The following is a 22706-nucleotide window of genomic DNA, read 5'->3' on the forward strand; positions in this document are numbered from 1 at the left end:
TTAACAGTGGACAAACTTTGGGTTGGAAGTAGTGATGAGTTCTTTCAGGGGCTATTTGCTTACTTGAAGAATAAGTTTCAAATCAAAATGGCAGCATTGTCTGTGATGCAAAAAAATACAGCAGTATGTATTTATCATGAGACGATTGTGGCTTTGGAAAGTATTCATGAGGTTCTAAGAAAAATTGAGAATGGCTCTGCACCAACCCGAGAAGACTACGAAAATGCAATAAAGAATCAAGATGAAACGGAGTCATTAGCGATTTCAGATTTCTATAAAAAATTGGCTTTAGTCGATCAAGGGGAGTTTGATGCTTTCCAAAATTTTCGAAATCACTATTACTTCGATACAACTATTAGTAACTATTCCGTTTTTTTGAATGAATATAGTAAAAATATGGGGTGCGAGTATGGTGAGTATTTTGAATTATCTAGCTTATGGACTAAAAAGAATTTTGATGCGGACAAGTTATTCAAGTTTATTGAATCTTATCAGGCACAGACATCTTTGGGGTTGATCACAGCTGAAGATATTCCTGATGAGATAGCGAGCCAGAATCGCATATATGAAATGCTCATACAGGACTATGATGATCTTGTCTCTCGTATAAGAAATATCGGGGTTAGTGTGGTCGATATTTTTTTACCTAGTAATCTTAGAAGGTATGAGGGGGATTCTGAATTATTCTCATCAAGAGAATTAATGATAGTAATTCATCGTCTAGAACAAGCTCTTAGGCAAGAAGATGGAATACTTTTAATCGTTAATCATGCTCATGTCATAAATAATAATAACTTTGTTCTATCCTACTTATTAATCTATAAGGCCAATATCTTCAAAACTTCAGAGGCCGTGCACGAGATGATTAGTCATGAAGTGCAGCGGATCATTGGTCAGATGCATATGTGGAGAATCAATGTTATACCTCGGGATAGCATGCTACAGCGTATATTTCCAGAGGAGTCTTTTTCGGGGAAACTCAAATCAAAAACAGATAAACAAACTTTCCGCAATAAATTTTTAAGATACTTTTTGTCGTGTATCTTCTTAATGAAACTTGATAAGGGGGAGGAACTGGAACATTATGAAGAGATGAAATATATTACTCTGAATAATTATTTGTATTTTAAAGAAAAAATATATTTTGATAATGCTGAGCAAGAAAATTCGTTCGAAGTTCCTAAAGAAAAACCGAAGCAAACTCAACCAAAAGTAGTTCCACATTTTTTGGATGAATTGATCAACGAAATAGAATTAGAAAAGTTTGATAAATATTTTAACAGTCGAGGACTGCCGACAAAAGAAGATCATAAGATCCAACTCATTCATTTTTTATGTAAACAGCAGGATACTACAAATGTATCAGAAGAGTTGATTGATGACCTAATCAGAATTGAGAGCTTCCTAAGTAGATTGAGTTGTGATCCTGTTTATGACTTTGCAGATGGCTACAATATTAAAAGTTTTCAAGCATCACCAAAATTAGTGAAGCTATCTTTCATGTTTCAGCAGTTTTTACTGGTTTCAGAGGTAGAGCGTATTAATCGTAGTGTACGTTTGCCCAGGGAGCTGAATTTAAAAGCAATTTCTTTTCTTGAGCAATATGACAGTTTCTTTGCAAGTGAATACGAAGTTTATAAAACTAGTCGTTTACGTAGAGATCTGGGAAAATACAGAATTAGTGCACTTCAGCCGCTAGCAAAGCAAGAACAACAGAGATTAAATACGGCCAGTAAAAAGATCGTCTCTATTCAGAATTACTTGAACCAGGTATTGGAAACAGATGTTGTAGTACTACGTTTCATTTTCAGCTGTAGGGGAAGAGCGGGAGAGCAAGCAACAATGTTTGATGATATATTCAGGGATTATGTTGATAATCTCAAACGCCGCTATACCAATGGATTTCGTTTAGAGGGGCACATTGGCATATATATTCCACATCGATACAAACACTACATAGATGCCACTTTATTTTTCAAAACTGATAAAAATACAGATATAGGGGATATTGCTATTCTTAGAAAGGTAGTGAGCGACTATTGGATTGATTATGTGGTTAATAAACAGGAACAAATTCATAGATTTAATGATAGGCACCCTCAAAACAATAAAAACTTATCATTTCTTAAAACTTCTTGGTCGTTGGATTTTAGTAAGTCTGGCCTAAAGACTAAGAAGTGGAAGGCATTAAATTTCTGTAAGAATATTTTAAATCCATTTAGTGATCTTAAACAGACCAAGTTAACGGCTCGTAGTCTGCCTATAGTTAAAACCGAAAACTCTTTAAATCATGACTATGTTGAAGTTTTTCAGGGGCAAAGGGCTAAACGTAAATTATTGATTGAGAAAGTTTCCCTTTACTATGCTTATGGTCCTACGATCTTGGTACGGCCAGATGAGTATGAATTGTTACCCCGCAAAAATTGTCTGATTCTTGGGAGGATACGTTCATTACATTCTAAGTAGAGTTAGAAGCCTGTATCATTATTTTCAAATGATTAAGCCTGAATTGTAAAAAAAGAAATATTCCTGATGTTGATGGGTTATCACGGCATCATGTCATTTCAGCTATTCTGATGTATTTAAAGCAAGAAAAGCCGTAATTCTGGCTTGCTTTCTAGCTTAAGCTGAGGGTAGAAATAATGTCATTTACTTGCTAAAGGGCCTTATCTCATCAGGGGTTACAGACCAATGTTGTAAACGATATCTTATTAGAATACCTAGATATTATTCCTAGGATATAAATTTAATTATTAAATAAATATCTAATAAACAAATAATGATCTGCTCAATCAATTACTACTGAGAGTTGTAACTATAAATTCTCTTTATTTTTATAAAAATCAGTGTATTAGAAAATTTAAATATCTGGATCAAAAGATTTATAGCAAATTGGTTATGTGCGAAGGTAATTAAATACAGAGTCATCTCTCCTATGACGTACCAACGAATAGGAGATATTTATATGAACCATAGTGAAACATTGATTGAGATCGAAGACCTGATGTTGTGTATCTGCTCAGGTAAATGTTATTGGAAAGAAGCTCAATCAGCACTAGAAGATTATCGAAAAGAAGCTACTGATATTTATGACCCTGAGCTTGAATATTCCCCACTTCTACAGGGTTACTTTGATCTAATGTCTACTAGCCGCTCATTAGATATGAACAGAATAACAACCTCATACAGAGAGCTATTCCATTCAAGAGCAGAGTTCATAGCTTTTTGTGAAGAGCTGGTGGTTGAGCATAATCATTTTCTTAATCGACATAGACGACAACGGCAGCGTAATTTCAAAGCACTAAAGGATGATTTTGAAACCTTACTGGAGAAACATTGTAAATTGTTATTAGTGCGTGTGGATGTTAGTTATCCCTATGATGCTGATATCAACATTTGTCAATTCGATGCTGACCTTAATGTCTTTCGAAGCCGTATTTGTGACCGTTGGACTTGCTTTAAAGGTGTACTTGATTATTCATGGGCAATTGAACAGGGAAGGGACAAAGGATATCACTGTCATTTTCTTTTTATCTATAATGGTTCGACACATATGCGTGATAGTCACTATGCTGAACAGATAGGCAAAACATGGATAAATATCACTAAGGATAATGGTTGCTATTTTAGCTGTCATCGTAAAAAGCATAAGGAAAATTATCGCAGGCAAGGTACTTTAGGTATTGGCATGATTCATCGTAATCGTAAGGATGAAGTGAAAAATGCTTTGAACGCTATTCGATATTTGGCACGGGTTGAAAAAAAAGATCAGTATCTACGAGAGCGAATTAAAGGGATGCGTTGCTTTGGATAAGTTGATCCCAAAAAATCATAGATATACATCATTAACATGAAGATTGAATGTTTTCTTTTCCCTTACATTCAAAACTTAAGGTTTATCAATCGATAAGCCTTTTTCATTTAATGAGGATGATCTTATGAATGTTACATGTCCATATTGCTATTCAGACAATATCACTCGTACCCCACCACCAGTTAAAAGTACCAATACATATGGCTCTATGGCAGGAGCAGGGATTGGGACGATGATTTCTAAAAGTTTTCCTACACCTATGTCACCGTTATTGGGAGGATTGGTGGGAGCAGTTGTAGGAGGGTTAATTGATAGTTTGACACAGCCTTCGCAACCAATCGCTACGCCTAGCCCTTATTTCCACTGCAATATTTGCCAACATGACTTTCAATAGGGAGAACAAGTATAAAGTTTTCTTTATTTGCTCTTACTTAAAGTCGGAGATTTTACAAAGATAAAATAAGGGAATCATCATTCCCTTATTTCTTTCTATAGTTTGATATTCAGTCATAGCGTGAAATTTGTATCAGATGATGGATCACCATGCACAAATTTTAAAATCACTTCCGACCCAACATGCTTTTTGTTTTTGAGAGCGGGTAGCTTCACCCCACATAGAGCCACCACCCCCTAATCTAGTGGCTTGGACAACAGCTTGATCTTTACCTTCGATCATCACCATGAGCCCTTCAACTTTTACCTTTTTAGTAATGCTCGGATGGCTGATATAGAAACTACCACCACCTTGAGATTCAAACTTACATTTTCCTTTGTAACGTGTTTGACCACCTTCATCAATTTGACAGATTGCTTCTTTGGCTTTTGCTTGAGCAAGCATAGGGAAGCTAGACAACAACCCAAAAGAGAAGATGAGGCATAGATTTAATTTTTTCATTACTGTATTCACTCGTATTTTATTTTGGATAGAATCTAAAAAGAGAGCATTTTCCTATTTTTCGTTACAGATTTGATTAATAGAGGTAGTTTTCTTTTTTTGATTCAATTTAATTAATTTTAAAAACACTTCTTTACGTCATAGTTGACAGGTTCATTAATCCAACCAACACGAGAAATAAGCCCCATACCTTGAGTGTAAGTATCTTTGCGGTATAGTGCCCATTCATCCACAGCATCTTGTGTTGTATCAGAAGACCAATAAAAACTACCGTTATCAGGACCTGCCTTTTTAACCGTATAACGAAGAGTACGTTCCTTTTTATCAATCCAGCGGGCTGCTAGACAGAAACCTTGTTTCAATGAATTACCAGCTTTAAGAATAGGTTCATTCTTAAAAGCCCCAGTGTTTGCTGTGATATAAACGTTTGTTATAAATGCAAACTCTGCTTTTCGTTCAGGAGCATTGGCAGAAGGGGGAATAGAAAATAAATTACTAGATAATTCTTGAAGCTTGGTATTTTTAAATTCAGCCATAATCACAGCAGAACCTTTTTGCCAAACCATTTTATTGCCTTGACGTGTTGTTGGTTGCCCTAACTTAACCGTTAAAGATTTAGGGGTTTCAAGGCTTGGAACAATATACTCATTACCCACTTTAAAACTTGGATTGGCTGCGAAAGTAGGGGTTGTACAAGTAGTAAATAAAGTAACGATGATTAATTTTTTCATAGAAATTCCTTATCGCACCCTGTTCATTTTTAGATAGGATTTAAATCCATTCGGTGTATTTACTGATTCTTTCTAGTAGTTAGAATGAAGCTATATCCAATCTGAATAGATTGAATTTTAAAGCCGAAAATACTCTGATTAAATCCAGACCAAAAGCTAAATCAAGGTGGTGTGACTCTTATTTACAAGTGACCTTTTTAGCACTCTGAAATTCCATAATCGAGATAGTGCCTTGCTGTTTTGTTAATTTACTATCTTTAGCGGTGATAAGGACACAATCACCTTTTTTTAGCGAATTTAGACTTTGGAATTGTTTAGGTGAGATGCCTACCGTATAGATAGAAATATCTCCTTTACTTGAAGAGAAGTAAGCACCTTCTTCAGTCCATTCCAATTTGCTTGTGACTTTAGTTGTCAGCGTGGCAGCATAAATGTTAGAAGCTGAGAATAGTGTGGCAATAGCCAATAGTTTGATTACTTTCATTTTTAACCCCATGACAATTAATAATAAAGAATGAGTAAAAAATTAACTCTTTAAAGATTAATTGAGGAAAATGAATAGATATGAATAGTCATGGCTGACTCCTTAGCTAATGAAGAAATCCTGCCATATCACTGTCAAATGATGGTGGCAGAACGAGAGCGGGTTGACAGACTGATAGCTAAGAATCAGCACGCGCGAACGCGTCCCTCTCCCGTTCTACCATAACGGTGTACAGAGAAAGGTACGCACAAGAAACACATACAACATGTATCGTTGTGCGCTTAGCTAAAACGGTCTGTCAAAACCGACTGACCATGTGGGTCAGCAGGGAAAGGATAATCGGGAGGGGAGGGTTAGTCAATTGTTTTAATAATTGTCTTTCATATACAAGAAAAGTGATACTAATCTAATGGTATTAAGAAATTTCTGTCACTCCTAAAGAATATGGCCATGATTTATGAATAGCATAATCTTCCATTAAATTGGTAAGGCTAACGCAAGGATATTGTTCTATAAAGTACGTAGCAATACTTGGAGAGAGGGTTATAAAACCTGTCGCAAGTTTTTTCACTTTAGTGCTTTGATTGAACTCTTTAGTTGTATTCAATATATCAATTATTTGCTGGAGATTTTGATTTATCCATTGATGCTTTTTCTCGAATTGTTTTAGGTAAGAGTTCTTTTTAAGTACAAAAGTTTCAATATCCTTACGATAAAACTTTGGTTCTGTCCCAGAATTAACCATCTTGCATTCTAAAATAAATAAAGTTTGTTCACTCTCTGAATAACCTAAGAAATCAATTTCTCCTACACCTGATGGAATTTCTATATAGTTTTTCACATTCCCGATTTTATTTTTATATGAACGTCCCAATATGCCAATTTCTTTTAAATTTTTAATTACAATACCCTCGAACCACTTTCCTGCTTTGTTAGAGATCGCTGCTAGTGCTTTTTGAGTATTGCTACCACACCATTCTGGTGGTAAATGTTGATAAACAACAGAAATTATTAGAAATGTCAGGTTTTCTTTTGCCATATGTTTGGAAAAAACTATATGTGGAGCCCCTTCATCTTGTAATAGGAAGAAACCTCTTCTAAATGCACGATATTCTTGCTTAGGCTTCCACAACTGCCTTTCTTCGAGTTCCATATTTTTTTTAGTAAGGGTAAAACCAGATAGAATTCTTTCAATTATTGCTGGTTGTATCTTTGAGAACTGACTGAGTTGGTGTACTAAATACTTATTATTAACAAACACTACAGGAAGGCCATTAGGTACAGGTTCAGCATCTTGAATTAAGTTTGCAATTAAAGAGAGGCATTCTTTATAGGTTGCTCCTATATCAAGCTTCATTGCCTCATCCATAAATGAACTATGTTCAATCATATTTAATTCAAATGGACTAATTCCTTCCCCTAGGTAAGAAGCTTTATTTTCACGATCTCGATTGATTAAATCTAAAAAAGCAAATTCTTTAGATGAGGTTAATTTAAAAAAGACACTCTGAGCTTCAGGAAGTATTTCAAGTGTAGAACTATCTGGAAATATATTAATAGTTTGATCACTAAGCAGATATAGCTCAACCATTTCTTCTGCTGCAATCCATAAATAATCAACGAGCTTCACCAATTTTGATCGTTTAAAATCAGGTTCTCTAGTTGGTTGAAGCAGGACGATATTTTCTGCCATATATTTTATTGCTCGTCTAGACTGCGCTCCTATCTTAGACCATGATGCCATCTCTGATGGTGAAAGAAGTTTTTTCTTAAATAGACTGTTTATTAAGAATGATTGATCATACTGAAAAAGCAAAAACTCTAAAAAACCTCTAGACGCAATTTGTGGGAGAATCTCATTTAATTTTTTTTTATAAAAAGAAAAAAGATATTGAACAATATCATTTATTTCTTTTGCTTCTTTATAGATACCTGTAGGGTACTGTGAGCGGAGATGAGTTTCAGCCTCAAGACGTAATTCTAGTTCACTTGATGGCTTAGGTCGGTAATATGGAATATTTCCAAAATATTCAGTATTCATTTTAGATACGCTTGAAAATTATAATTTAGTTGATTTAAATCCTATCTCTTAACTTACCTTAAACCTAAGTTATAAGTTCAAGAGGCATTAGTTTATATTTACTTTTTGTCTTTGAATATAATTGCCCTTGTAAATTTTCAAAGAACTCTCTTTGCCAATGTAACTAATAATGAAATTAAAATTCGTGATGAGAAAATATTCCAAAATTAGACGTATCTATTAGTCTAATTACTGACTAAAAATGTATCTATATTCCTAATCCAAAAAATTTCAAATACATATTACCTCCATGAACAATCAATTCTCGTGGAGTGATTTATATGGCGCACTTAGTCGAAACAATGGCATTTGTAGGTCAAACCCCTTGGCATGGTTTAGGTAATCAACTCACCCCAAATCAGCCACTTGAAGTTTGGGCGAAGCAGGCAGGTATGGACTGGCGTATTGAATCTTCAGATGTCAGTTATATGGCTCAGAATGAAAAAGGTCAGAGTATTATTATGCCTTTTGAAGAGCAACGGGTTTTATATCGATCAGATACCCATGCACCATTATCTGTGGTTAGCCAACGCTTTCAGGAAGTACAGCCGAGTTCCATTTTGGAGTTCTATCGAGACCTAACTGAACAATCAGGCTTTGAGCTTGAAACAGCAGGTGTACTTAAAGGTGGCAAGAAATTCTGGGCTTTGGCTAAGACAGGGCAGACCACAGCTTTAAAAGGCAAGGATGTCAGTAATGGCTATATTTTATTAGCAACAGCTTGTGATGGAACGCTCGCCACAACAGCTCAATTCACTTCAATTCGAGTAGTGTGTAATAACACGCTGGCAATTGCTCTAAAAGGACAGAGCAGTGCAAGCGTTATTAAGGTTCCACACAGTACAAAGTTTGATGCAGAAAAAGTGAAGCAGCAATTAGGTATTTCAGTCCGTACATGGGATGAGCACATGTACGAGATGAAGCAATTGAGTCAACGTAAAGTGACTCAGCAGGAAGCAGCAGCTTACTTTGATGCGGTATTTAATAATACTAATCTAAGTATTGCGGAGCAGGATGAAAGCATCATTCAGTTCTACCGTAATGCTGCAATGCCTAACCAAACTGTTTCACCTCGATCCGATAATAAAACTGAACCGAATGGACGAGCCATGTCTAAAGTCATGACGATGTTTAACGGGCATGGTCGTGGGGCGGAACTGAGCTCTTCCAAAGACACAGCCTATGGATTGCTCTGCGCCATTACAGAATTTTGTGATCATGAACGACGAGCCATGAGTACCGACCATCGATTGGATTCTGCTTGGTTTGGTATGGGGGCAGCTATTAAGCAACGTGGTTTGGAACAAGCGTTAAGAATGGTAGCTTAAATTCAACTCAACATATGTAAGGATAGGTTTAGTAAATGAATAGCCTAAGCTAAACCTTTCCTGAATCAACCAATTTTAATGAATAGTTTTTCCTTTTGCCGCACCTCCCCCAGGTGCGGCTTTTTTTATGCCCAAATTTTAATTTTTTACAGATATGGAGAATATGATGAATCCAAATACTCAAACCTCATCAAGTCATGCAAGCACTCATCTACCTTTAACCCTAAATCCACCGCAAACAACTTTGACTTCTAGATCACAGCAAAATTCAGCTAAACGTTTGGCTAAAACCAAAGGTATGAATCGAGAACAATGGCTACAGGTACGAAAGCAGGGTATTGGGAGTAGTGATGCCGCAGCAGCTTGTGGTTTAAATCCACATATGTCGATGCTGGAATTATGGATGATTAAAACAGGTCGGATGCAAGTCCCTCCAGATCAACCTCTTAAGAACCACTATTCACCTCTGTATTGGGGTAATAAGCTTGAGCCATTGATTGCAGATTATTATCGGCAGCGCACAGGTAATAAAGTTCGTCGGGTTAATGCAGTATTACAGCATCCTGATGAAGACAAAGCCTTTATGTTGGCCAATCTAGATTATGCGGTTGTAGGCAGTGATGAAGTACAGCTTCTGGAATGTAAATCAGTCGGAGAGTGGGGAACCAAACATTGGAGGGAAGGAGTTCCTTTGTATGTGCTCATTCAAGTACAGCATCAATTGGCTGTTACTGGTAAACAAGCAGCACATATCTGTGCCTTGATCTGTGGACACGAAGCTAAGATATTTAAAGTCGAACGCAATGAAATTGTGATCAATCGTCTTATTGCTTCAGAAAAAATCTTCTGGTCTTGTGTAGAAAACGATATACCACCTCATGTCGATGCTAGTGAATCAGCAGCTAAAGCTCTGCAACTCTTATACCCGCAGCATATACCTTTACAAACTGTGGATCTGTCTACTTTATCAGGAGTAGATCAGCTATTTACTGATCTACTGAATGAGGAGAAGCATCTAGCACATCATCAAACCAAATATGACTATCTCAAGCATCGTATTCAGATATTAATGAAGGATGCCGAAAAAGCCATATTTAGTCAGGGCAGTGTGACATGGAAGAAATCGAAAGATAGTGTGGTGTTAGATCAGAAAGCATTACTCCAAGCACAGCCCGAATTATTAGATCAGTATCCTCAAACCCGTATTGGTAGTCGCAGATTTAATATTCATTCAAGTTCTTAACCAACTCTAGCCCTCCTCCTGAAACCTAAAAAATGCGCAAAGCCGCCCCACTTGCCCTTCCTCTAAGTAACAGAGAAAGGGCGTTGGAGAAGCTTTGCGTAAATCTTTGATGCACTCAATCTCTTGTGACCGATGAATAAAGAGAGTTGATTGATCAGGCTGAAAAGGAATAGGTGAAGAGGTAGTGCTTTACAGTAAATATCGTGACTTCGTAAATATTTAACAAAATAAGGATTCATCTTATGATTAAAGGTCTAGCAATTACACCACCCGTACTTGGGCGTATCAGCATTGGTAAAATTATAGAAAAGAATGGTAAACGTGTTCCTGAAAAGGATGACCAATTTACTATTACCAGCCAAATCCAAAACAAAGAGGGTTGGGTGAAGCATCCACTGGATGAGCAACTCCGTGCCAAAGCACCGAATCAAAAACTCAGAACCATTCCAGTCCGTATGATCTTTAATGATCCTGAGCTTAATCTTAGAGCAGAGTACAGCTTATTTGATCGACAGACAGGACGTTTAATTTGTTCAGGCAATGGAGAAACCTGTCAGCGACTTGGACAAAATGGTATTGAACAATATCCATGTCCATCACCTGACTTATGTCCACTGGCACAGGGTGGACTCTGTAAGCCCTACGGCAGACTCTACGTCAACTTAGATGAATCGGATGAGTTAGGGACATTTATCTTCAGAACTACAGGCTTTAATAGTATTCGGACGCTGGCAGCTCGTCTTCGTTATTATCATGCCGCTTCGGGCGACTTACTGTCATGTTTGCCTTTGCAATTGACGTTAAGAGGTAAGAGCACCACACAAAGCTATCGTACTCCGATTTACTACGTGGACTTAACCTTACGTGATGGTACAAATCTGAAAGATGCGATTAGCTCAGCTAAGCAAATGGATGAACAAAGTAAGGCAGCAGGGTTTTATCAGGAGGCTTTAGATCATGTGGCACGACAGGGCTATGGTAATGCCAGTTTTGAGGTGGGTGGAGAAGAGGGACTGGATATAGTGGAGGAGTTTTATGCTGATGAGACTAAGCAACCACAACATGAAGAAGTGCAAGGCCTAACCCATGTTCAGGATATTCAGAAAGGGTTGCAGCAATCGGTTCAGGCTTTGAATTGATTAGAAGAAAGCAGAACGCTTTTTCTTACAGCGAGCTCTATTATTTGAGCGAAATCGCGCTCGCATCATTGATCGGGAGAAAAACATCATGAATGCGTTCACTGGTCAAACTTTTCAGATGAATCAAATTATTAACATCAAACATGTCTTTGAATTTACTGCTTTGAGCAAATCAAAAATCTACGAACTGATAAATAAGGGTTTAAAGTATTATGATCCTACATTTCCTCAGCCAATTCGCTTAAGTGAATCACGTATTGGTTGGTCAGCTTGGGAGATCCATCAGTGGATTGAGTTTAAGTTAGAGGGTGGGGAATAATGGGAGCTTTTGCTCCCTTATTTTTTTGGTTATATTTGATATAAAAACAATAATTGGAAAAAGGATGGCACGTTATCAATATGCTAAAGACCAATTGGGACAAGTAGTCAGAGCTATTGATCTAATCGGTAAAGAGCAACAGTCAGATTTCACATGTTTAGGTTGTGATAATATTTTAATAGCTAAAGTGAATGGAAAAATAAAACAACCACATTTTGCACATAAAAGTATTCAAGAGTGCAATGGTGAAACATATTTGCATCGTTTGGGCAAACAGGTTTTTTTTGAGGTCTATCAAAAATGTTTAGAGGAAAATGAACCTTTTTATATTACTTTTCATGTTTCTAAGAAATGCAATAAATTCAAAAGAAGTATTCGTAAGAGTTGTGATCTTGGATTTATTGGAAAGAAGTTTGATCTGACTGAATATTTCTCAATTATTGAAGTTGAGAAGAAAGAGGAAAATTTTATTCCAGATTTATTACTTTCTAGAGCAAATTTCCCAGAAGACAATATTTATATTGAAATTGCCGTAACGCACTTTTTGAGTGAGAAAAAACAAAGCTCAGGAAAACGTATTATAGAAATAAGAATTGATTCTGAAGAAGATATAGATCAAATATATCAAGCAAATTTAGAGCCTCATGGTGCATTGTTTTTAGGTTTTAATCAGGGAGGTACTTCAATTACTGATGCTGAGTGCAAATGTTTACCCAAGCAATTTTTTGGCTTTTATGTTTGGGATTCAGGTAAGTCTTTTTTAGAGCTTGCTTATTTGTCAGATATTGAAGCAAAGCTTGCTAAGTACAAGGATAAAATTATCTATAGTAATATCATTGAAACAGATTTAGAGTTTGTGAATTCTACCGTATATGTCGGTTATGCTCATGGTGATATATTCTTAGACCAGTTAAAGTTGGCAGCTTATAACAAAGTTCCTATCAAGAATTGTTTTTTGTGTAGATATAGTGGGAATAACTGGGACTATGCAAATAACCAGCCCATCTTTTGTAAAGCTAAAAAATTTAAATGTGGGTCAAATCAGGCAGCTGAATGTGATTGGTACAAGCCTGAAAAACTAATTTAAAAATGCTAATATATTTATTATTTCTTAATTACAAAACATACGGTTATGTTGTCCAAGCTTTCTGATCAACAAAAACTATATTTATCTTGGATTTTAACAAAGAAGTCTGCTGATAATTCTATTGATTCACTTGCCTCAACATTGATTGATTCACAAGTTGATTTGAATCCACATCAAGTGGATGCAGCTTTATTTGCTTTTAAAAATCCATTATCTCAGGGAGTGTTACTTGCAGATGAGGTGGGGTTAGGTAAAACGATAGAAGCAGGTTTAGTGATTGCTCAAACTTGGGCGGAGAGAAAAAAACGTATTTTAATCATTACACCAGCGAATCTTAGAAAGCAGTGGTATCAGGAGCTTTACGACAAGTTTGGCTTGAAGGCTATTATTTTTGAAGCGAAGATTTACAATCAACTTAAAAAAGAAGGTAACACAAAGCCTTTTATTCAAGATGAAATTATTATCTGTTCTTATCAGTTTGCGAAATCCAAAGCAAATGACATAAAGAACATTGCTTGGGATTTGGTTGTAATAGATGAAGCACATCGCCTGAGAAATGTTTATAAAAAACAAAATATAACAGCAAATGTGATCAAACAATCTCTAGAGCATGTTCACAACAAAGTACTATTAACTGCAACCCCATTACAGAACTCTTTATTAGAGCTTTATGGCTTGGTGAGTATTTTAGATGAGCGAGTCTTTGGAGATTTAGAAAGCTTTAAAAGTCAATTTATTACAGGGGATAAGGAAGTAACACTTCCGCAACTTCGGGCAAGATTAGCAACTGTATGTAAACGAACTCTAAGACAACAGGTACAGCCTTTTGTTTCATATACGGCACGTCGTGCAATTGTTCAGGACTTTACGCCATCAAAAGAAGAACAACAATTAAGAGAATTGGTCGCTGATTATTTACGTCGCCCTAATTTACAAGCTTTACCAGTAGGGCAAAGGCAATTGATTTCGCTTGTGTTGTGGAAGTTACTCGCTTCATCAACTCAGGCGATTGCTGGTGCTTTAGCCACAATGACTACTCGTCTAGAAAAGAAATTGCTTGATCAAGATTCTAATATTTTGGATGAGTTAGATGATGACTACGAAGCTTTAACAGAGTCTGGAGATGACTATGAAGAGCTTCTTGAAGAAGATGAAATTTTATCAGCGCAAGAAAAGCAAGCCATTGAGTTGGAAATTGCTGAGCTTAAAGAATTTCAATCTTTAGCTATAAGCATTAAACAGCAGTCCAAAGGGCAAGCTTTACTTACAGCATTAGAAACAGCATTTGAGGCTTTGCAAGAGTTAGGTGCAGAAAGAAAAGCAATTATTTTTACTGAATCGAAACGGACTCAAGAATATCTAACTGAATTGCTGAAAGGTACATCTTATTTTGATGGTTTGGTTTTATTTAACGGCACCAATAATGACGATAAAGCGAAGAAAATCTATAAGGAGTGGATTGAACGATATAAAGGAACAGATCGTGTCACAGGTGCGAAGTCAGCAGATACACGTGCTGCATTAGTAGATTACTTCAAAGAAAAAGGTTCTGTCATGATTGCCACGGAAGCTGGCGCGGAAGGTATTAACTTACAATTTTGTTCTTTGATCATAAACTATGATTTGCCGTGGAATCCACAGCGTATTGAACAACGTATTGGCCGTTGTCATCGTTATGGACAAAAGCATGATGTCGTTGTTGTAAATTTCGTTGATCGCAGTAATGAGGCTGATTCTCGTGTTTATGATTTACTCTCTGAAAAGTTCCAGCTCTTTGATGGGGTCTTTGGTGCAAGTGATGAGATTTTAGGAACAATTGGTTCTGGTGTGGATTTTGAAAAACGGATTGCAGAAATTTATCAGGAGTGTCGTGATCCAGTACAAATAGCACAAAGCTTTGAAAATTTACAGAATGAGCTTTCAGCCGAAATTAATGAAGCAATGCTGAATACTCGTAATTTACTGATGAATCATTTTGATGAAAATGTACTTTATCGTATTAAGTCTGATGCTGTTCAAATTCGACAGACTTATGAGCAATATTTATTGGCATTGCTCAATGATGAATTTAGTCGTCATGAGGCAAATGTTATATTTGATGAAAATGGTTTCCAATTAAATGATGCAATAACGATTGATGGAATTTCATTCAATATCGGTCGTTATGATTTAGCCAAAACAAATACACATGAACATGTTATACGTTTAAACCATCCTTTTGTTCAATCTTTATTAGATCGGTATAAGGCACAAGCGCTAAAGCCTACAAAGCTAGTATTTGATTATGATGCATATGGATTGCAGGTATCGAGTTTAAAGCCGTTCATCGGTGATTCAGGTTTCTTAATTGCTGAGTTATTAGAGGTTTCTAGTCTTGGTCGTCTTGAGCAACATCTTGTTTTAAGTGCGATGACCAATTCAGGTGACCTTTTGGCGGATGATGATCCTGAGAAACTCTTAAAATTACCAATGAAATCACAAGCTGAAACTGCTCAAATTGTATTGCCTGAGAGGATACGTTTAGAGCAAGAAAATCGTAAGAACAGGATTCTTGAGGAAGTCAATGTTCGGAACCTTGGATTTTTTGATCAGGAAATTATCAAGCTTGATGGCTGGGCCGATGATTTAAAAAATGGTCTTGAAGTTGAGATTAAGGAAATTGATAAGGCTATTAAAGAAGCGAGAAAGTTAGCGACGATTGCAGCATCATTACAAGATAAGCTGAATTGGCAAAAAACTCAGCGTGAATTAGAAACGAAGCGTACAAAGTTACGTCGTGAATTATTTGATCGACAAGATGAAATTGATATACAGCGTAATGAGCTTATTGGTCAATTAGAGGGACAGCTTGAACAGCAAGTTGCCGTAAAAAACCTTTTTATTGTTGAGTGGATGATACAATGATGTCAAGATCAAATGATAAATATGATGCTTTATTAGAGTTTGAAAAATGAAATTTAAATTTGAAAATTTAGGTCCAATTTATAAAGGTGAAATAGAGCTTACTGATTTAACAGTTTTATGTGGGAAAAATAATACTGGTAAAACTTATATTACAAATTCTATTTATTCTTTTTTTAAAAATTGGAGTGATTTATTAGATTGGGATTTACCCGAGAAGTTTGAAAATGATCTTTTGCAAAAGGGAATAGCAACGATTGATTTGAAAGAAGAAATAGTTAGCAACTTAGATGGAATACGTACTAGAGCAATATCTCATTTGGCAAAAAAATTACCAGATTTTTTTGCGTGTTCTCCTGATTTATTTAAAGATGTCTGCTTTCAAATAGATTTTAATGTTTTAAATAATTGGATTGGTAAAGAATTTAATGCCAGGATAAATAGTCCAACAGGAGATACTTTCTTAACAATAAAAAAACCAGAAAATAGTACTGTTGCTGAAGTTGCATGGATAGAGGTTGAGTCTAATCCCCCAATCTTTCTTTTGACTGAACTTATTGAGAAGCATTTATTGCATGCGTGCTTAGGTACAACTTTTCCAGAAGTTTTTATAGCTAGCGCAGAGCGGACAGGATCTGCAATTTTTAAGAATGAACTAAACTTTAATAAAAATCAATTGGTAAGTTTGCTCACTGAAATGGAAAAGAATGGAAGTAAGAAAATTAATCCATTTGATATAGCCCGTAGTTTTAAGAGAACATATGCACAATCTGTTGAACATAATGTCGATTTTATTAGTTATAGAATAGAACCATTAGTTAAAAAGGGGCAGAGTGATTTTATTAAGAAAAATCCTGATTTATTAGTTAAATTTCAGGAAATAGCGGGAGGGGTCTATAAATTTCATAAAGATATGGGGGTTTATTTCCAACCAAGTGGATCAAAAGGAATAAAACTTGGTTTAGGAGAGGCTTCTAGTGCGGTTCGATCTTTAATGATCATTTGGTTTTGGTTGAATCATGTGGCAGAGGAAAATAGTTTATTAATGATTGATGAACCAGAATTGAATTTGCATCCTGAAAATCAAAGAAAATTTGCTCAATTTGTTACTGCTTTAGTTAATGCAAGAGTTAAGGTGTTTATGACAACACATAGTGATTACATTATTCGTGAATTAAATACTTTGGTGATGCTAAGTTGCGATAAATCACATATTGCTAAAGTTAGAGAAAAATTTAAATACAATGAAAACGATTTTATAAAACCTCAAAGTATCGCAGTGTATAATACAACTGAAGATCTTTTTACATTAGAAGGTTCTAGCAGACGTAAAAAGATGGGAACAATTGAAAGATGGGATGTTGTGGAAAATTTTGGGATTAAGATTCAAAGTTTTGATGATGAAATTCGCGAAATGAATAAAGTTCAAGATGCACTTCGTTATGGAATGTAATCATGACGTTTAGAGAAATTTTTACATGCCTAAGTGCTGAAATTAATACCGAAATATTTTGTCCAGTTAGAAAAGTGGGAACTCATTTTGAAGTCATTCTTACAGAAAAAGTAAGAAAAAATGATCCAAATCCTCCCACATTAACTAAATTGACTCTATTTGGATTTGATGAGGTTATATCAATTAATCAGGATCTTATTAAACCTTATAATCCAATATTATTGCCTGATAAAAAGGCAATTAATAAAACATGTGATGGAATTCTTTTGGCTTTAATCAGCGGGAAACCATATTTTTTTGTGACTGAGATGAAGTCTTCACTAAGTAATATGCAAGAGCATGTTTGGAAAATGCAAGCAGGCAAAAATATTATTAGTTATCTAAAATGCATTTTTTCTGAATATCTTGATATTGATACACATTCTTGGCATACATTCTATTGTGTCTTTCATGTTGCTGATCCAAAGAGAACAACAGATGAGTCTATTAAGCTAAGCCAAAATCCAAAACAGCCAGTTTATTTTTGTGTAGAAAATAATGATCGCTTTTCTGCATTAAAACTAATTAATGAATCTATCATCTAGCCAATATTTAGAGTGAAGAATGTCTAAACAGAAAACAAAACTTGAACTGACTTGGATTGGTAAAGATAAACGACCACGCCTAGAGCCAAGAATTTTACTTGAAGATCCTTCGAAGTCTTATCATGCAAAGAATAAAGTTACTGAAAATGATGTTTTTGATAATAAGCTAATTTTTGGCGATAACCTACTTGCACTTAAAGCACTAGAGCGTGAATATGCAGGTCAAGTAAAATGTATCTTTATTGATCCACCTTATAATACTGGCAGTGCATTTACTCATTATGAAGATGGTTTAGAGCATTCTATCTGGCTAGGATTAATGCGTGATCGCCTAGAGCTACTCAAGTTACTGTTAGCTGAAAATGGATCTATATGGATTTCTATTGATGATAATGAATCTCATTACTTGAAGGTTCTGTGTGATGAAATCTTCGGACGTGCAAATTTCATTGCTAATGTCGTTTGGCAAAAAAGAACTTCTCCTGATAACAGATTGCGCTTAGGTGCAGCTCAAGACCATATATTAGTATATGGAATTACTCCTGAAACTCATAAATCATTTAATCAACTTGATATTAGTGAGACTAGAAGAAAAGCATTTACAAATCCTGATAATGATCCGAGAGGGCCTTGGGCTTCAACAGATTGTACTGCCCAAGCAGGACATGCTACAGCAAGCCAATTTTATACTTTAACTACTCCTGGTGGGAGGGTTATCGATTTGCCAAAAGATTTATGCTGGCGTTATACAAAAACTCGAATGGACGAAGAAATTTCCGCGGGAAGAATATGGTTTGGTAAGGATGGTAAGGGAGTTCCACGTAAAAAAACATATCTTTCTGAAGTTCAAGGACAAAATGCATGGTCTTGGTGGGCTAATTCCGAAGTAGGTCATAATCAAGAAGCAAAAAAAGAGATCAAAATTTTGTTTGATGGAATTGAAGCATTTGATACACCAAAGCCTGAAAGGCTAATACAAAGAATTTTAAAAATTGCTACACAACCTGGTGATTTAGTTTTGGACTCATTTGCTGGATCTGGTACAACTGGTGCTGTAGCACAGAAAATGGGCCGTCGTTGGATTATGGTAGAGCTTGGCGAGCATTGTCATACCCACATTATTCCCCGCCTTCAAAAAGTCATTGATGGTGAAGATAAAGGTGGTGTAACTGAATCAATAGGTTGGCAAGGTGGCGGCGGTTATCGTTATTATAAACTTGCTCCGAGTTTGATGAAAAAAGATCAATGGAGTAATTGGGTTATTAATCCTGAATATAATCAGGAAATGCTAGTTGAAGCAATGTGTAAGCTAGAAGGTTATACCTATACGCCATCAGAAACTGAGTACTGGAATCATGGTAAAGGCAGTGAAACTGATTTTATTTATGTCACGACACAGACATTGACTGATCAACAATTACAAGCGATTTCTGAAGAAGTAGGTGAAGGTCGTACTTTACTTATAATTGCCAGCGCATGGCGTTCAAATAATATTGATCGCTTTATCAACCTGACTTTAAAGAAAATTCCGAACAGTATCATTAAGGCATGTGAATGGGGACATGATGATTACAGTTTGAATGTTCAAAATCTGCCAATGTCAGAACCAGATATTGAAGAAAAACCAAAAGCAAAAAAAGTTAAAAATACGCAAGAACAAAGTCAGGTAACGGGTGACTTATTTGGGGATCAAACATGACAGCATCAATTCAATATTCACAGCGTAACCCTGTTGCCCAAGTTGTTAAAGACTTAAAAGCACGCTTGTCTTTGCGTGCGCCACAAGCAGAAAGTTTAGAGAAACTCGATTTAGCAATTCAAAATGCCAAAGAGTTATTAACAAAGCAGGGACGAGATGCTCAGGTTAATGAGCAAACATTAGCAAAGTTACAAACAGTATTCCCAACGTTAGCTGACTTTGAAAGAGATTTTCCAAGTATTTGTTTTAGTTTAGCGACAGGCGTAGGAAAAACACGCCTGATGGGTGCTTTTGTTGCTTATTTGCATTTGGCTTATGGGATTAATAATTTTTTTGTTTTAGCACCAAACTTAACCATTTATGAAAAGTTAATTACCGACTTTACCCCAAATACACCTAAGTATGTTTTTGCGAATTTAAGCCAGTTTAACTTTCAGTCACCAATGATTATTACAGGTGACAACTATGATAGTCGTGATACTGCAACTGCAAGCTTATTAGGTCAGGTACGGATCAATGTTTTTAACATTTCCAAGATCAATAGCGAGGTGCGTGGAGGTAAAGAACCACGTATCAAGCGCATGCGTGAAGTGCTAGGAGAAAGCTATTTTAATCATTTAGCTGGTTTAGATGATCTAGTACTTTTAATGGATGAATCACATCGTTACCGTGCAAGTGCGGGGATTAAAGCGATTAATGAGCTTAAACCATTGATGGGATTGGAAGTAACAGCAACACCATTTGTGGAAACGAATAGAGGTCCTGTTGCATTTAAAAATGTAGTGATGGATTATCCACTAGCACGAGCAATGGAAGATGGCTTTGTGAAAGAGCCAGCAGTAGTGACTCAGCGTAACTTTGATCCTAAAGGATTAAGCACGGAGCAAATTGAAGAAATTAAGCTCAAAGACGGTATTCGCTTGCATGAAATGACCAAGGTGCATTTGATTAACTATGCTCAAAATACAGGTCAACAAAGAGTCAAGCCATTCGTTCTTATTATTGCACGTGATACGACACATGCGGCTCAGTTAAAAGAGCGGATTGAATCTGATGAATTCTTTAAAGGTCAATACAAAGATAAAGTGATCCAGGTTGATAGTAGTACGAAAGAAGAGGAAATCACACAACGATTACTATCAGTCGAAGATCCAAATGAACCAACAGAAATAGTCATTCATGTAAACATGTTAAAAGAAGGTTGGGACGTAACAAACCTTTATACAATCATCCCATTACGAGCCGCAAATGCTCGTACTTTGGTAGAACAGTCTATTGGTCGTGGTTTGCGTTTGCCCTATGGAAAGCGTACTGGTGTAGAAGAAGTCGATCGCCTGAGTATTGTGGCACATGATCGATTCCAAGATATTGTAGATGAGGCGAATCGAGCAGATTCTATTCTTAAGTTAAAGACTTACATTCTTGAGCCTGAAAATGAAGAGCAAGAAGTCATCAGTGTAACAAGTACATCTCGTTTAGATGTGCTGTTAGGTACTGGGCATAGTCAGCAAACGGATACTCAAGAAACCGTCACTATTCAAGATCAGGTTGAGCTGAAAGATGAAAAGAAAAATGAGATAAACCTGAAAGTTGATTTAGATTTAGCAGATCCAACTGTAATTCAGACAATTCAGCAAGTGAAGAAAGAGATTCAAGCACAAGCTAAAAATACTGAAACAGTGAAACATAGTGAAGATTTAACTCGTCACGAAGTTCAAGCACAAATGACAGCAAATGTACTCAAGGCAATTCAGGAAAATGTCTCAATCATGGTGCAAGAGTTGGATTTTGGTGAAGAGCAAAGTATCAAAAAAACTCCATCTAAAGAAGAAGTATTAAAAATTGTTCAGCAGGTTACTGAAGTACATATCCAGAATACGATTGATATTCCACGTATTTCCGTGACACCATCTGATGATGTGGCAACAGGATTTCATTCATTTAATCTCGATACACAAGGGCTACATCTACAACCTCAAGAGCGTGAGTTAATTGGTCAAAACTTGAGTAATAATCAGATTTTCAGTATTAAGGCTAATGAAGCTTTAAATGAAAAGAGTCCTCAAGATCGTATTGTTTATGCGTTGATCGATTTCGATGATATCGACTATTTTACTCAGGCAGACTTGTTGTATGACTTATCGAATCAAATGGTAGATTATTTTAAAACCTACTTAACCGATGATGAAGTAATACAAGTTGTCGAACAGAATTATCAAACGATTGCCAATAATATCCATGGTCAAATGCAGGATCATCATTGGGAAAAGGCATCGAATTATAATGTTGTAATTAACCGCAGTTTTGTTGAGCTGAAACAGCCAAGTTTTACAGCAATAAAGGAAATTCCTCCTCAATCCATACGAGTAACGCCCGCTAAAGGAATACCGATTAAAAAATTGCTTTTTACGGGTTTCTCAAAATGTCTCATGGTTTTTCAAAAGTTTGATTCCGATACAGAAAGACGCTTTGCAATTATTTTAGAACGAGATAGTAATAAATGGTTTAAGCCTGCAAAAGGGCAATTCCAAATTTATTATAATTTTCAAGGGGCACAACCTGAATACATTCCAGACTTTGTAGTTGAGACGGAAAAGTATTATTTGCTTGCTGAAACAAAAGCAGAAAATGAAATGACTTCGGAAGAAGTGATTATCAAGGCTCAGGCTGGAAGTGAGTGGTGCAAGAATGCTTCGACAGTATCGACTAAACCTTGGCATTATTTATTGATCCCACATAATGAAGTAGTTGAAAGTAAAAGGTTGGATGACTACCTAAGATTTAGATTTGAATGTTAATAATTAAAAAAAGCTCTAACGCTAGAGTTAGAGCTTTTTATTTTCAGTTTGTTAAGGTAATTCATCTTTAGTTAGTGGTGAAAGAGTTTAATAGCTGGTAATTCAGTACTAAAGAAAATTTAGTGAATTCAGTTAATATGTATGTTTTTAC

At 36.0% G+C, this 22706-nt stretch carries 17 protein-coding genes; 13 read left to right on the forward strand and 4 right to left on the reverse strand.

From position 1 onward, the window contains the following. The first annotated feature begins 6 nt into the window (after positions 1 to 6). From AAV96_RS17175 to AAV96_RS17185, 3 genes are all read left to right on the forward strand, one after another. Positions 7 to 2466 carry a hypothetical protein gene (locus AAV96_RS17175; protein WP_046740188.1) on the forward strand — a complete coding sequence of 820 codons (2460 nt, stop codon included), beginning with the start codon at positions 7 to 9 and terminating at the stop codon, positions 2464 to 2466. A gap of 499 nt (positions 2467 to 2965) precedes the next feature. Beyond that, on the forward strand, positions 2966 to 3814 hold the full coding sequence (locus AAV96_RS17180) for an inovirus-type Gp2 protein (protein WP_046740189.1): 849 nt from the start codon (positions 2966 to 2968) through the stop codon (positions 3812 to 3814). Positions 3815 to 3938: 124 nt separating this feature from the next. After that, the gene (locus AAV96_RS17185) at positions 3939 to 4208 is read left to right on the forward strand and encodes a hypothetical protein (RefSeq protein WP_046740190.1); all 270 of its coding nucleotides are present in this window, start codon (positions 3939 to 3941) and stop codon (positions 4206 to 4208) included. 144 nt (positions 4209 to 4352) lie between these two features. Here the strand turns inward: AAV96_RS17185 and AAV96_RS17190 are convergent, their stop codons facing one another. The 4 genes from AAV96_RS17190 to AAV96_RS17205 form a co-directional block, all read right to left on the reverse strand. Further along, positions 4353 to 4709: a hypothetical protein gene (locus AAV96_RS17190; protein WP_046740191.1), complete on the reverse strand. Its 357-nt coding sequence runs from the start codon at positions 4707 to 4709 to the stop codon at positions 4353 to 4355. Positions 4710 to 4828: 119 nt separating this feature from the next. Next, entirely contained in the window at positions 4829 to 5440 is a 612-nt protein-coding gene (locus AAV96_RS17195) for a hypothetical protein (protein ID WP_046740192.1), read from the reverse strand. Between the two features lie 178 nt (positions 5441 to 5618). Next, on the reverse strand, positions 5619 to 5924 hold the full coding sequence (locus AAV96_RS17200; protein WP_046740193.1) for a hypothetical protein: 306 nt from the start codon (positions 5922 to 5924) through the stop codon (positions 5619 to 5621). Positions 5925 to 6339: 415 nt separating this feature from the next. Continuing rightward, complete coding sequence (locus tag AAV96_RS17205; RefSeq protein ID WP_046740194.1) at positions 6340 to 7965, reverse strand: hypothetical protein; 1626 nt, start codon at positions 7963 to 7965, stop codon at positions 6340 to 6342. Between the two features lie 320 nt (positions 7966 to 8285). Here AAV96_RS17205 and AAV96_RS17210 point away from each other — a divergent pair, with 320 nt between their 5' ends. The 10 genes from AAV96_RS17210 to AAV96_RS17255 all read left to right on the forward strand — a co-directional run bounded on the left by AAV96_RS17210 (position 8286) and on the right by AAV96_RS17255 (position 22555). Next, positions 8286 to 9332, forward strand: a complete 1047-nt coding sequence (locus AAV96_RS17210; protein ID WP_046740195.1) for a DUF932 domain-containing protein — start codon at positions 8286 to 8288, stop codon at positions 9330 to 9332. Positions 9333 to 9498: 166 nt separating this feature from the next. Continuing rightward, entirely contained in the window at positions 9499 to 10575 is a 1077-nt protein-coding gene (locus AAV96_RS17215) for a YqaJ viral recombinase family protein (protein ID WP_046740196.1), read from the forward strand. 242 nt (positions 10576 to 10817) lie between these two features. Continuing rightward, complete coding sequence (locus AAV96_RS17220; protein ID WP_046740197.1) at positions 10818 to 11714, forward strand: hypothetical protein; 897 nt, start codon at positions 10818 to 10820, stop codon at positions 11712 to 11714. A gap of 88 nt (positions 11715 to 11802) precedes the next feature. Beyond that, positions 11803 to 12033 carry a helix-turn-helix transcriptional regulator gene (locus AAV96_RS17225; protein ID WP_046740198.1) on the forward strand — a complete coding sequence of 77 codons (231 nt, stop codon included), beginning with the start codon at positions 11803 to 11805 and terminating at the stop codon, positions 12031 to 12033. A gap of 64 nt (positions 12034 to 12097) precedes the next feature. After that, complete coding sequence (locus AAV96_RS17230) at positions 12098 to 13120, forward strand: competence protein CoiA family protein (RefSeq protein ID WP_046740199.1); 1023 nt, start codon at positions 12098 to 12100, stop codon at positions 13118 to 13120. Between the two features lie 45 nt (positions 13121 to 13165). Next, positions 13166 to 16024: an SNF2-related protein gene (locus AAV96_RS17235; RefSeq protein WP_046740200.1), complete on the forward strand. Its 2859-nt coding sequence runs from the start codon at positions 13166 to 13168 to the stop codon at positions 16022 to 16024. A 46-nt stretch (positions 16025 to 16070) separates the two neighbouring features. Further along, complete coding sequence (locus AAV96_RS17240) at positions 16071 to 17474, forward strand: AAA family ATPase (RefSeq protein ID WP_046740201.1); 1404 nt, start codon at positions 16071 to 16073, stop codon at positions 17472 to 17474. 2 nt (positions 17475 to 17476) lie between these two features. Next, on the forward strand, positions 17477 to 18058 hold the full coding sequence (locus AAV96_RS17245; protein ID WP_046740202.1) for a hypothetical protein: 582 nt from the start codon (positions 17477 to 17479) through the stop codon (positions 18056 to 18058). Positions 18059 to 18077: 19 nt separating this feature from the next. Continuing rightward, entirely contained in the window at positions 18078 to 19757 is a 1680-nt protein-coding gene (locus tag AAV96_RS17250; RefSeq protein WP_046740203.1) for a site-specific DNA-methyltransferase, read from the forward strand. After that, positions 19754 to 22555 carry a DEAD/DEAH box helicase gene (locus tag AAV96_RS17255; RefSeq protein WP_046740204.1) on the forward strand — a complete coding sequence of 934 codons (2802 nt, stop codon included), beginning with the start codon at positions 19754 to 19756 and terminating at the stop codon, positions 22553 to 22555. Before AAV96_RS17250 ends, AAV96_RS17255 begins: the two co-directional genes overlap by 4 nt. Positions 22556 to 22706: the final 151 nt, after the last annotated feature.

The organism is Acinetobacter sp. AG1 (assembly GCF_001005525.1).
Classification (GTDB): domain Bacteria; phylum Pseudomonadota; class Gammaproteobacteria; order Pseudomonadales; family Moraxellaceae; genus Acinetobacter; species Acinetobacter modestus.